Raw genomic sequence first — 12,052 nt, 5'->3', positions numbered from 1 at the left:
CTTCCGAGAAACGGAGTTCGACAACGTGACCGTCTCCCAAGCCGATGTCCTGCGGGCGCTCGAACTGGTGAAGCTGCCGGCAAGCGGGCAGTCGCTCGCCGCCTCCGGCCGCATCGGCGACATCCTTGTCGATGGCGGCAAGGTGATCTTCGCCATCGGCATCGACGCGACCGAGGCCGCAGCCATGGAGCCGGTGCGCAAGGCGGCCGAAAGCGCCGTCGGCGGCCTGCCGGGCGTGACGCAGGTTCTGGTCGGGCTGACGGCCGACAAGGCCGGCCCCTCGGCCGGGATGCAGGCACGCCAGCAGGCGCAGCGCCCCGCACCGGGTGGACCGCCTAAGCCTGCCGGCGTGCCGGGCGTGAAGCAGATCATCGCGGTGGCCAGCGGCAAGGGCGGCGTCGGCAAGTCGACGACCGCGGCCAATCTCGCCGTGGCGCTCTCGACGCTCGGCCTCAAGGTCGGCGTGCTCGACTCCGACATCTACGGACCGTCCATGCCGAAGATCTTCGGCATCACCGGCAAGCCGCAGATCGTCTCCGGACGGACGCTGGCGCCGATGGAGGCCTATGGCCTCAAGGTCATGTCGATCGGCTTCCTCGTCGACGAGGAGACGCCGATGATCTGGCGCGGGCCGATGGTGATCTCGGCCATCACCCAGATGCTGCGCGAGGTCGCCTGGGGCGAACTCGACGTGCTGGTCGTCGACATGCCGCCCGGCACCGGCGACGCCCAGCTCACCATGGCCCAGCAGGTGCCGCTCGCCGGGGCCGTCATCGTCTCGACGCCGCAGGACCTCGCCCTGCTCGACGCGCGCCGCGGCGTCGCGATGTTCAGGAAGGTCGCGGTGCCGATCCTCGGCCTCGTCGAGAACATGAGCTATTTCACCTGCCCGGCCTGCGGGCATCGCTCCGACATCTTCGCCCATGGCGGCGCCCGGCACGAGGCGGAGCGTCTCGGCATCCCCTTCCTCGGCGAGATCCCACTGGCCATGCCGATCCGCGAGACATCGGATGGCGGCCGGCCGATCGTCGCCAGCGACCCGTCGAGCGCCCATGCCAAGGCCTATGTCGCGCTGGCGCGGCAGGTGCAGGCCAGTCTCGGTGGTGCGGTCCGGGCCGCACCGCGCATCGTCATCGAGTAGGATTAGGCGAGCATCACGCCGGGTGCTTGACAAACCGAAGCATTTGTTCTTCTTTTGTTCTTTATCTGGAAGGACGAAAGCCATGGCCGTCCATCGCGCCCGCCATATCGGGGTCGGCATCGACCGCCCCGTCGAGGAGGTCTATGCCTTCCTCGCCGATCCCGCGAACTTCCCGCGCTGGGCCGAGGGCCTCGGCCACAGCTTCGTGCCGGTCGAGGGCATGACCTGGCGCGCCGAGACGCCGATGGGGCCGATGCGAATCCTGTTCAGCGAGCCGAACAACCATGGCGTGCTCGACCATGCCGTCATCCCGGAGCACGGTCCGGCCATGCACAATCCGATGCGGGTCGTCGCCAATGGCGACGGGGCCGAAATCGTGTTCACGCTGTTCCAGCGCGACGGCATGTCCGATGACGAGATGGCGGGGGATGCGGCCATGGTCGCCCGCGACCTCGCGGCGCTGAAGGCTCTGCTGGAAGGGTAAGCGCCAGTCAGGCCACGCTTGCGGCCAGCCGCTCAGCCTCGACGAGATCCTCGGGCGTGTTGACATTGAAGAAGGGATCGAGCGGTTCAGCGGACCATTCGGCGACGGCGACGCCATGTCCCTGCGCCCAGCGGCCAAGCTTGCGCTCGCCCGCGGCCAGCGCCTCGCGTAACTCCTCCCGCAACGCGACCGGCCAGAGGCCGATGGCGTGGTGCTGCTGCCCACCCGAGGCCGCGCAGGCGAGCGGCGTGCCGGCGGCAGCCCGCGCCTGATGCAGGCGCGCGGCGAGATCCCCAGGAATGAAGGGCGTATCGGCGGCGACGCTGAGCAGCCACTCGGTTTGCGGCCTGTGAGCTGCGATCCAGTCCAGCCCGACGAGGATTCCCGCAAGGGGTCCGGCAAAATCCGGCACCGTATCGACGACGACCGGCAGGCCGAAGCCGGCGAGCCGCGCCGGATCGCCGTTGGCATTGAGCAGAAGGTCGTCACACTGGCCGCGCAGGCGATCGATGACATGGGCGAGGATCGGCCTGCCGGCGAGCGGCTTCAGCGCCTTGTCGCCACCGCCCATCCGCCGGGCGAGGCCGCCCGCGAGGATCAGGCCGATGGTCGGCGTTTCCGCCATGAGGCTCAAGCCGCGACGCGCGTTGCCGCCAGCGCCCAGCGCTCCACCGCCGCCTCATCGACAGGCAATTCGAGCCAGTCGTCACCGGCGAAATCACGCCAGGCCGGCAGGAAATCGCTGCGCACGGCGATGAGCAGCGGCAGGCCGGCGAGCAGCGCACCGGCGATCTCCGCGCGCAGCCCCTCGCCCGCGGCCTCCTGCTTGCCGAAGCGGTTGACGATGACGAGATCGGCGCGCCCGGCCAGCGCATCGGAGAAGGCTGCGGCAGCGGCGGCCAAACCAGCGGCATCGAGATGGCAGCCCGAAGCGCCTGCGCCGAGATCCTGGCTGATCGGGAAACGCCGGCCGCTCGCGACATCCTCCAGCGACATCGCCATGCAGCGGTCGTCGCAGGCCGGATCGTTGTGCTGGACCACGCCACCGAGGCGCAGCCCCTGGCGCTTCAGCCGGGCCACGAGCCCGTGCATGAAGGCGTCGATCGGAAAGCCGCTCGCAAAGGGGGTGGCCGCCAGCATGGTCATGCCGGTTTCTCTCACGAACGCCGCCGCTTCGCCAGAGGCCCGGCGTCGCACCATCGGGTACCAGCCATAGGGGCCCTGCGGAGATCATCATGCTCCGCGCCATCGATTTGACGATGTCAAAACAGGCTTTCAGTGTTGCGCCGCACCTACAGTCGAGGGCGCTTGCGCCCGCTAGGGTGGCAGCGGCTCATCCCGGGCGGCCGGGCAGGCCGAGAGGCTGTCAGGACCCCGCCGAAACGCATGATCCGCAACAACGCCCAAGCCCCGCTCGATCCGGCCACCGACGCCGCGCTGCTGCTGCGGCGCATCGGCTTCGGCACGCTGGCACTCGTCCTGCCGCTGGCCGCGCTGGTCTCGCGCCGCGCTGCCGTCGTGCTGGTGCCGATCGGCATCGCCCTGCTGATCATCGCGACACTGATCGAAGAGCCCCGCAAATTCGTCGGCACGCTCCGTGCGCTCCTGGTCAGCCGCCCCGGCCTGATCCTGATCGGCCTGATCGCCTGGGCCTTCCTCTCCCTGGTCTGGAGTCCGTTTCCGGGTGCCGCCGTCGAGAAGGCGGGCAATCTGATGCTCGCTGCCGTGCTCGGCTTCGTCGGCCTCTCGGCCCTGCCCGAGCGGATGCGCTCCTCGAACCTCAACCTTGTCGCGCTCGGCACGGGCACCGCCGGCATCTTCGCGCTCGGTCTGATCGCGGTCGCGGCGCTGCGCCATGCCGAGACACCGCCCGGCGCCGTCGAGCGCGGCGTCTCGATCATCCTGATCATGGCCTGGCCGGCGCTGGCCTGGCTGCTTTCGCGCGAGCGCGGCCTCAGTGCACTGGGCTTGGCCCTCGTCGTGACGCTGCTGGCGCTGACGCGCTTCGAGGACGGCGAGACGCTCGCCATGATCTTCGGCGCCGTCGCCTTCGGGGCCGTCACCGCCAGCCCTGAGCGCGCGACGCAGATCATCGCCGCCATCATCGCCGGGCTGATGCTGTTCGCGCCGATCCTGCCCTTCCTGATGGCGCCGCTGGTCTCGATCCTGCCCGACAGCGCCGACGACTTCGCGCAGATGCTCTCGATCTGGGCCGACGTGATCCGGCAATCGCCGATCGAGCTGATCACCGGGCACGGGCTCGATACCGTGGTGCGCGGGCAGATGAGCGGGACCTTGCCGCAGCCCGCCCCGGCGACCCTGCTGTTCGAGACCTGGTACGAGCTTGGGCTGGTCGGGGCCGCCGCCGCCGCAGCCTGCCTCTATTTCGCGATCCGCGCCGCCGGTCGCATGACCGGGGCGCTGGCTGCCGGCGGTGTCGCAGCCTTCACCACGGCCTTCGCGCTCAGCGTCTTCGGCTTCGCGCCACTGCTTCCCTGGTGGCTGATGACCCTGACCGCCGTGATGCTGCTGTTCGGCGCCATCGCGCGGGGCCAGTACCGCACCGACCGCCCGGCGGTGCCGCTGCCGACGCGCCCGGTCAATCATACCCGGCCCAAGGCGAGCCCGCCGCCCGCTCCCTGACGGTCGGACTCAGCCGCAATCTCGAATGCGCTTAGCCGACGCTTGACGGCTGGGCGTCCGCCGCGCTCTCGTGCCGCCGAACCGGAATCGCTGGGGCAAAGGACCAGAGCGCCATGAGCTTCGACGTCACCGCATTCGACGTCACCCTTGCCGACGTCCAGGCCGCCGCCGCGCGCATTGCCGGTAAGGTCCGTCGCACGCCGACCTATTACAGCGCGGGGTTGTCCGCACGGCTCGGCGTCGAGACCTGGGTGAAGGTCGAGAGCCTGCAACTCGGCGGCTCGTTCAAGGTCCGCGGCTGCTACAACAAGCTGATGGGGCTCAGCGATGCCCAACTGGCGCGCGGCGTCGTCACCGTCTCGGGCGGAAACCATGCCATCGCGGTCTCGCTCGTTGCGAAGGCCGTCGGCACGCGGGCGCTGGTGCTGATGCCGAAGGCGACGCCGGCGCTCAATATCCGCCTGACCGAGGAGGCCGGCGGGCAGGTCGAACTCTGCGAGGATTCCGTCGCTGCCTTCGCCAAGGCCGAAGGCTACGCCGCGCAGGGCATGACCCACGTCCATTCCTATGACGACCCGGCGATCATCGCCGGACATGGCACACTCGGCCTCGAACTGGCGGCCGATGCCGGCGGGCGGCTCGACCATGTCTTCATCTCGGTTGGCGGCGGCGGCTTCTCGGCCGGCGTCGGCACAGCCTTGAAGGGGCTCGATCCGGCCGTGCGGCTGCATGGCGTCGAGACCGAGGGCGCCACGACGATGACGCAGGCGCTGGCGGCCGGCGAACCTGTCGCGATCCGCCCGACCTCGATCGCCCGCACGCTCGGCGCGCCCTTCGCGACCAAGCGCACCATGGCGGCGGCCCGGCAGTTCCTCGAAGAGATCATCGTGGTGCCCGACGCGGAGGCCGTCCGCGAACTCGTCTGGGTGCTCCAGAATGGACGGGTGCTGCTGGAGCCGGCGGCCTCCTGCGTGGTCGCCGCCGCATTGGCGCGCAAGGACAGCTTCCGGCCCGACGAGAGGGTTTGCCTCGTGCTCTGCGGCTCGAATGTCGCGCTCGAGGATATCGACGGCTGGCGCAAGAGCTTCGGCGTCTGAGCCGGCGCGAAAGCATTTCCGGAACCGACTATGGACAACCGATCGATCCCGACGCTGCAGACGCAGCGCCTCGTCCTGCGCCCGATGGCCGAGGCCGACTTCCCTGCCTATGCCGCCTTCCTGGCTTCGCCGCGTGCCGCCGGGCTGGGCGGGCCGTTATCCCTGAGACAGGCCTGGGGCCTGTTCTGCCACGACATCGCCTGCTGGAGCCTCTACGGCCATGGCGGGCTGATGATCGACCGGCGTTCGGACGGCGTCTGCATCGGACAGGTCGGTATCAGCCATGGCCCGCTCTTCCCGGAGAAGGAGCTGGGCTGGCTGCTCTATGAGGGCCATGAACGACAGGGCTACGCGACCGAGGCGGCCATCGCCTTGCGCGACTGGGCCGGGCAGGCGCTCGGGGTCCCTGAGCTGGTCAGCTATATCGCGCCGAACAATGCGAGCTCGGCGGCCCTGGCGGAACGGCTCGGCGCCATCCGCGACCTGCTGGCCGACAGACCGGACCCGAAGGATCTGGTCTATCGGCACAGCCTCACGACCACGCCCCGCTAAAGGGCGCGGCCGGCTTCGTCAGTTGCTGTTGCGGGCGAGCCGGGCATAGCGGCTGCGCTTGCTGGCGGAAGCGTAACGGCTGCGCTTGTGGCCGTACCAGGAGAGCTCGCGCTCGCCGACATCGGCATGGACCAGGCCGTTGGAATAGGTGCCGACACCGCCGACATTGTCGATCGCGCGCGCGGCAGCGGCGGCCTTGCGCGACGAGGTCGCCATCGGCCGGAAATCGATCGCCCGGCCACTATAGTGCTGCGAGTGGCGGGCATGGCGGCCGCCGCAGGTCGAGGTGATCTGGATCGGGCCGATCTTCGCGACGAGTTCGGCGATCATCGCCTTCGTCTCGGGCTTGAGGCAGCCGAGGCCTTTGACCTGCGGCTGAAAGGAAATTTTCTCGGGCGTGACATCAGCCAGGGCGGCCGCAGGCAAGAAACCACATAGTAACGCAAGCAACGACAAGCGACGCATCATCTACCAGACATGTAAGGGGGAATTGAAAGGGATCAGGCCAGATAATCTCGATGGCCCGAGCGGATGCTGCCTCCGCTAATCGTCAAGCAAGGCCAAATCATGGCTGCGGCCTTTCCAGATTATTGCACTACCGTTACCCAGATCGCTCCTCGATCCCCACAGATCGCTCCTGACCTTTCGATAGGGCCCTTGCCATTCCGCCAAGGCCCATCCCCTGCGCGCCACCGGCTTGGACAGGCGGGGCGAGGCTGGGCTAGCCTGCGCGACGGCACCCGCTTTCTGCGTGGTCGCCCCATGCCATCTCAGAGGATACGATGCCCAAGACCGACATCATCGCGGCGCTCACCCCGGAAATCACCGCGATCCGCCGCGACATCCACCGCCACCCCGAGCTGATGTACGACGTGCACCGGACCGCCGGCCTCGTCGCCGACAAGCTCCGGGAATGGGGCGTCGACGAAGTCGCCACCGGCGTCGGCCAGACCGGCGTCGTCGGCGTCATCAAGGGCAAGGGCCAGGATTCCGGCCGTGTCATCGCCATGCGCGCCGACATGGACGCGCTGCCGATCCACGAAGAGACCAATCTCCCGCACCGCTCGACCGTGCCCGGCAAGATGCATGCCTGCGGCCATGACGGCCACACCGCCATGCTGCTCGGCGCCGCCAAGTACCTGAGCGAGACCCGCGATTTCGACGGCACCGCCGTGCTCATCTTCCAGCCGGCCGAAGAGGGCGGCGCCGGCGCCAAGGCGATGATCGACGACGGGCTGATCACCCGCTTCGGCATCCAGGAAGTCTACGGCATGCATAACAAGCCGGGCGTGCCCGTCGGCAAGTTCGAGATCCGCAAGGGTCCCGCGATGGCCGCGGCCGACCAGCTTCACATCAAGATCGAGGGCCTTGGCGGCCACGCGGCTGCGCCGCATCGCGTCAACGACCCGATCGTCGCCTCCTGCGCGCTCGTCTCGGCGCTGCAGACGGTCGCCTCGCGCAATGCCGATCCGCTCGAGTCGATCGTCGTCTCGGTGACCGCACTGAATGCCGGCGAGGCCTTCAACGTCATTCCGCAGACCGCGGAGATCAAGGGCTCGGTCCGTACGCTGACGCCGGAAACCCGGGACCTCGCCGAGAAGCGCATCGCCGAGATCGTCGAAGGCGTGATGAAGGCCTTCGGCATGAAGTACCAGCTCAACTATCGCCGCGGCTATCCGGTGACCTTCAACCATGCCGGCCAGACCGATTTCGCCACCAGCGTGACGAAAGAGGCCTTCGGCTCGGACGCGATCAATACCGAGGTGCCGCCGACCATGGGTTCGGAAGACTTCTCCTACATGCTGGAGGAGCGCCCCGGCGCCTTCATCAATATCGGCAACGGCGACTCGGCTGGCCTGCACAACCCGGCCTACGAGTTCAACGATGCGGCGATCCCGGTCGGCGTGAACTACTGGGCGAGCCTCATCGAGATCGCCATGCCGCAGCGCAGCTGACGGCGAGGCGATGAGCGACATCGATTGTCTGGTGATCGGGGCCGGCGCCGTCGGCCTCGCGGTTGCCCGCGAACTGGCGCTGGCCGGACGCGAGGTCGTCATCGCCGAAGCCACTGAGGGCATCGGCACCCAGACCTCGGCACGCAATTCCGAGGTCATCCATGCCGGGATCTACTATCCGCCCGGCTCGCTGAAGGCCCGCGTCTGCGTCGCGGGCCGCAGCAAGCTCTACCGTTACCTCAGGGAGCGCGGCCTGCCGCATAAGGCCTGCGGCAAGCTGATCGTCGCCACCTCCGAGGCGCAGAAGCCGGCGCTGGAGACGATCATGGCCCGTGCCAAGGCTTCCGGCGTCGATACACTGCGCTGGCTCTCTGGAGCCGAGGCGAAGGCAATGGAACCGGAGGTGCGCTGCGAGATCGCGCTCATCTCGCCCGAAACCGGCGTGGTCGACAGCCATGCGCTGATGCTGTCGCTGCTCGGCGAATGCGAGGCGGCCGGCGGCTCGCTTGCGCTGAACACCCCGATCACCGGCTGGCGGCGCGAGGCGGACGGCTTCAGCGTCGATTTCGGCGGCGACGATCCGGCGACCTATTCAGTGCGTACTGTGGTCAATTCGGCTGGCCATGGCGCACCGAAACTGCTCGGCCTGCTCGACGATTTCCCGCGTGAGCATGTACCGGTGCAGCACTATGCCAAGGGCAATTACTTCGCGCTGACCGGCAAGCAGCCCTTCAGCCATCTCGTCTACCCGGTGCCGGAGGCGGCTGGTCTCGGCATCCACGCCACGATCGACATGGGCGGGCGGGTGAAGTTCGGCCCCGATGTCGAATGGGTCGAGCACGATCAGGATCTGGTGGTCGATCCGGCGCGGGCAGAGAAATTCTACGCGGCGATCCGGACCTATTGGCCGGGGCTGCCGGATGGCGCGCTGGTCGCGGATTACGCGGGCATCCGCCCGAAGCTGCACGGGCCAAGCGAGCCGATGCCGGATTTCCGCATCGATGGGCCGGAGGTGCATGGGGTGGCTGAGTTGGTCAATCTGCTGGGCATCGAGAGCCCGGGGCTGACGAGTTCGCTGGCGATTGCGGAGATGGTGCGCGAGAAGCTCGCTGCGTGAAGGGTGTCTTCCCGCACGCGCTGCGGCACACAGTGCTGCTGCGCAGATGCGGGACCGCGCGACGAGAAGGTGCCTTTTTCTGAGAACGATCCCGTGTCTGCTCCGCGGCATTCACATGCCGCAGCGCGCACGGGATGACACCCTTCCGCCCTCGCGCCTCACTTCTTTTCCAACGCGGCCCTTACGCACGCGCCTTCAAAAACGCTTCCTTCGCCTCTCGCGCCAGAGTCTCGATCCGCTTCCAATCACCCGCCGCGATCGCATCCGCCGGCACCAGCCAGGAGCCGCCGACGCAGATGACCTGCGGCAGGGCGAGATAGTCACCGAGGTTCTTAAGCCCAACGCCTCCGGTCGGGCAGAAGGTCATCTGCGGGAACGGGCCGGAGAGCGCCTTCAGCGCCGGCGGTCCACCCGCCTGCTCGGCCGGGAAGAATTTCGCGGTGGTACGGCCAGCGGCGACGGCACGCATGCAGTCGGAGGCCGTCGCGACGCCAGGCAGCCAGGGCAGGCCGGCCTTGCGCAACGCCTCGTCGACGCCCTCGCTGAAGCCAGGGCTGACCACGGCCTGCGCCCCGGCATCCTTGACCTGCTGGGCCTGGGCCGGCGTCACCACGGTGCCGGCAACCGCCAAGGCCTTCGGCACCGATTTCGCGATGGCCGCGAGGGCTTCCATCGCGGCCGGGCGGCGCAGCGTGACCTCGACGACATCGATGCCGCCGGCGACCAGCGCATGGGCGAGATCGACGGCGCGCGAGGCGTCCTCGATCACCACGACGGGGATCACGCCGCAGCTCTTCAACCGGGCAATCGCGGCAGTCTCGTCCATGGTCTCGTCTTTCAATCGATTTGAGCAGGAAATCCGGCTCTACTCCTTCGCCCAGTAGACGTCGAGCCCTCGCGCGCCGCCGAGCAGAAGATCGACCGGCAATGGCTGCTGCTCGCGCTCCAGAGCGGCCTTGAGCACGGCTTCCTTGGCAGCGCCGGAGACGAGCAGGCTTGCCCAGCCGGCGCCGAGCAGGCGGGCGGGCGAAAGCGACAGGCGCGGCGGCAGACCCGGCGGGCGGGCGACGACGATGCCGCTGTCCGGCACCGCGTTGAAGGCGGCCTCCCCGCCCGGAAAGAGCGAGGCGATATGCCCATCCGCGCCCATGCCACTGACGAGCAGGTCGATCTCGGGCAGTTCGGCGAGCTTGGCGCAGAGCAGCGCTGCAGCAGCCTCGATATCGCTGCCATGCTCGTGGAAGGATAGGAACGAGGCGCGCCCTGCCGCGAGCGGCGCGAATTGCGCACGGATCATACGCTCGTTCGAGGCGGCATCATCGGCCGCGACGAAGCGCTCGTCGGTCGGCAGCAATGTCACCTGCTCCCAAGGCAAGTCATGCCGGCCGAGCGCGGCGAGGAAACCAGCCGGGGTCGCTCCGCCAGGCACGGCGAGAAGCGCCCTGCCCTGCCCGGCGAGCAAATCCTTCAGCCGGATCGCGACCGCCTCCGCCAGCGCTTCGGAAGCGTCGGCCAGCGTAGCGAAGCGGTGCCAGGCGAGCGGGCCGGCCATCAGACCAGATCCGGATCGGCCCAGGAGCGGCCATCGCGCTCGATCAGGCCGATCGCCTGCGACGGCCCCCAGGAACCGGCGGCGTAGCGATGCGGATGCGGATAATAGTCCTGCCAGCCGGCGATGATCGGGTCGACCCAGGCCCAGGCCTGTTCGACCTCGTCGCGATGCATGAACAGCGTCTGGTCCCCGCGGATCACATCGGTCAGCAGACGTTCATAGGCGTCCGGCGTGCGCTCGTCGAAGGCGGTGGAATAACGCAGGTCGAGCTGGCGCGGCACGATCTTGAGGCGGCCGGAGCCCGGCACCTTCATCATGAGCTGGAGCTGCACGCCGTCATTCGGCTGCAGGCGGATGAAGAGGCGGTTGGCGTCGAGCCTGTCGCAGGAGCCACCGCCGAAGATCGAATGCGGCACCGGCTTGAAGGTGACGGCGATCTCGGAATAGCGCTGCGCCATGCGCTTGCCGGTGCGCAGATAGATCGGCACGCCGGCCCAGCGCCAGTTATCGACCTCGCAGCGGATGGCGACGAAGGTCTCGGTGTTCGAACCGTGGCCGAGTTCCTCGGAATAGCCGCGCACGCGCTGGCCGTCGATCTGGCCGGCGCCGTACTGGCCGCGCACGGTGTAGCGCTGGACGTCCGGCCCGACGATGGGGCGCAGCGCCTTCAGCACCTTGATCTTCTCCTCGCGGACGGCGCCGGCCTCCAGCATGTTCGGCGGCTCGATGGCGAAGAGGGTCAGCAACTGCATGAGATGGTTCTGGACCATGTCGCGCATATGCCCGGACTTGTCGTAATAGCCGGCGCGCTGCTCCAGGCCGACCGTCTCGGCCACGGTGATCTGGACATGGTCGATGTCCCGGCTCGACCATGAGCGCTCGAACAGCGTGTTGGCGAAGCGCAGGACGAGCAGGTTCTGCACCGTCTCCTTGCCGAGATAATGGTCGATCCGGTAGGTTCGGCTTTCCGGCAGGATGCGCGCGACGGCATCGTTGATCGCCCGCGCCGAGGCGAGATCGCGGCCGAGCGGCTTTTCCAGGATGACGCGCGAGGTCGGCGTCAGGATCTCGGCCTTGGCGAGGTTCTCGCAGATCGGGATGAAGAGATCGGGCGGCGTCGAGAGGTAGAAGGAGCGGACGCGCTCGCTCTCGCCCAGAGCCTGCTTCAGCGCGCCATAGGTTTCGGGCTTCACCGCATCGAGCATCACCATGGTCAGGCGGCGCAGGAAAGGCTCGACCTGATCCTTCGGGATGCCCTCCTCGTCGAGGCGCTTGGCGATCTGCTTCGGCAGCCCTTCGACATCCTCCTCCTTGCGGACGATGGCGAGGATGCGGCTCTCGCCGGGCAGGACACCCTCGCGATTGCGCTGGGCCAGCGCCGGGAAGAGCTTGCGCAAGGCGAGATCGCCGCCCGCGCCGAAGATCACGAGATCGAAGGGCGGGACCGGCGTCCGCTCGGGGGCGGTCTCGGGCCGAAGCGCGTTGTCCACGATAGCGTCCATCAATCCAGT

General features: G+C 68.3%; 13 protein-coding genes. 7 read left to right on the top strand and 6 right to left on the bottom strand.

Annotation, left to right across the window (positions count from 1 at the left end; translation table 11 throughout):
- Nucleotides 1-25: 25 nt before the first annotated feature.
- Nucleotides 26-1,141 (top strand): Mrp/NBP35 family ATP-binding protein, encoded by a 1,116-nt coding sequence (locus AC07NY_RS13595; RefSeq protein WP_494584275.1) that lies wholly within the window; start codon nt 26-28, stop codon nt 1,139-1,141.
- Nucleotides 1,142-1,223: 82 nt separating this feature from the next.
- The gene (locus AC07NY_RS13590; protein WP_494584274.1) at nt 1,224-1,625 is read left to right on the top strand and encodes an SRPBCC family protein; all 402 of its coding nucleotides are present in this window, start codon (nt 1,224-1,226) and stop codon (nt 1,623-1,625) included.
- A gap of 7 nt (nt 1,626-1,632) precedes the next feature.
- On the opposite strand, the gene mobA is transcribed toward AC07NY_RS13590, so the two are convergent.
- Together mobA and AC07NY_RS13580 are read right to left on the bottom strand one after the other, a co-directional pair.
- Nucleotides 1,633-2,250 carry a molybdenum cofactor guanylyltransferase MobA gene (mobA, locus tag AC07NY_RS13585; RefSeq protein ID WP_494584273.1) on the bottom strand — a complete coding sequence of 206 codons (618 nt, stop codon included), beginning with the start codon at nt 2,248-2,250 and terminating at the stop codon, nt 1,633-1,635.
- A 5-nt stretch (nt 2,251-2,255) separates the two neighbouring features.
- On the bottom strand, nt 2,256-2,771 hold the full coding sequence (locus AC07NY_RS13580; protein WP_494584272.1) for a DUF2478 domain-containing protein: 516 nt from the start codon (nt 2,769-2,771) through the stop codon (nt 2,256-2,258).
- 240 nt (nt 2,772-3,011) lie between these two features.
- Here AC07NY_RS13580 and AC07NY_RS13575 point away from each other — a divergent pair, with 240 nt between their 5' ends.
- The 3 genes from AC07NY_RS13575 to AC07NY_RS13565 all read left to right on the top strand — a co-directional run bounded on the left by AC07NY_RS13575 (nt 3,012) and on the right by AC07NY_RS13565 (nt 5,917).
- A complete protein-coding gene (locus AC07NY_RS13575) occupies nt 3,012-4,268 on the top strand; it encodes a peptide ABC transporter permease (RefSeq protein ID WP_494584271.1) in 1,257 nt (418 codons plus the stop codon).
- Nucleotides 4,269-4,381: 113 nt separating this feature from the next.
- The gene (locus AC07NY_RS13570) at nt 4,382-5,365 is read left to right on the top strand and encodes a threonine ammonia-lyase (protein WP_494584270.1); all 984 of its coding nucleotides are present in this window, start codon (nt 4,382-4,384) and stop codon (nt 5,363-5,365) included.
- Nucleotides 5,366-5,395: 30 nt separating this feature from the next.
- Nucleotides 5,396-5,917, top strand: a complete 522-nt coding sequence (locus AC07NY_RS13565) for a GNAT family N-acetyltransferase (RefSeq protein ID WP_494584269.1) — start codon at nt 5,396-5,398, stop codon at nt 5,915-5,917.
- Nucleotides 5,918-5,935: 18 nt separating this feature from the next.
- On the opposite strand, the gene AC07NY_RS13560 is transcribed toward AC07NY_RS13565, so the two are convergent.
- Complete coding sequence (locus tag AC07NY_RS13560) at nt 5,936-6,343, bottom strand: hypothetical protein (protein WP_494584268.1); 408 nt, start codon at nt 6,341-6,343, stop codon at nt 5,936-5,938.
- A gap of 356 nt (nt 6,344-6,699) precedes the next feature.
- Between AC07NY_RS13560 and AC07NY_RS13555 the strand changes: the two genes are divergently transcribed.
- On the top strand, nt 6,700-7,872 hold the full coding sequence (locus AC07NY_RS13555; RefSeq protein ID WP_492284338.1) for a M20 aminoacylase family protein: 1,173 nt from the start codon (nt 6,700-6,702) through the stop codon (nt 7,870-7,872).
- Nucleotides 7,873-7,882: 10 nt separating this feature from the next.
- A complete protein-coding gene (locus AC07NY_RS13550; RefSeq protein ID WP_494584267.1) occupies nt 7,883-8,989 on the top strand; it encodes an NAD(P)/FAD-dependent oxidoreductase in 1,107 nt (368 codons plus the stop codon).
- Nucleotides 8,990-9,170: 181 nt separating this feature from the next.
- Here the strand turns inward: AC07NY_RS13550 and eda are convergent, their stop codons facing one another.
- Genes eda through zwf form a run of 3 tightly spaced genes read right to left on the bottom strand, consistent with a single transcriptional unit; the run spans nt 9,171 to nt 12,043 of the window.
- Complete coding sequence (gene eda / locus AC07NY_RS13545) at nt 9,171-9,815, bottom strand: bifunctional 4-hydroxy-2-oxoglutarate aldolase/2-dehydro-3-deoxy-phosphogluconate aldolase (RefSeq protein ID WP_494584266.1); 645 nt, start codon at nt 9,813-9,815, stop codon at nt 9,171-9,173.
- A 39-nt stretch (nt 9,816-9,854) separates the two neighbouring features.
- Entirely contained in the window at nt 9,855-10,541 is a 687-nt protein-coding gene (gene pgl / locus AC07NY_RS13540) for a 6-phosphogluconolactonase (RefSeq protein ID WP_494584265.1), read from the bottom strand.
- A complete protein-coding gene (zwf, locus tag AC07NY_RS13535; RefSeq protein WP_494584264.1) occupies nt 10,541-12,043 on the bottom strand; it encodes a glucose-6-phosphate dehydrogenase in 1,503 nt (500 codons plus the stop codon). The genes pgl and zwf overlap by 1 nt, the downstream gene beginning before the upstream one ends.
- Nucleotides 12,044-12,052 lie beyond the last annotated feature (9 nt).

This window comes from Allobosea sp. GW821-FHT09G06 (genome assembly GCF_059416005.1).
The sequence above is the reverse complement of the archived record's forward strand: the minus strand, read 5'-3'. Positions and strand labels throughout refer to the sequence as shown.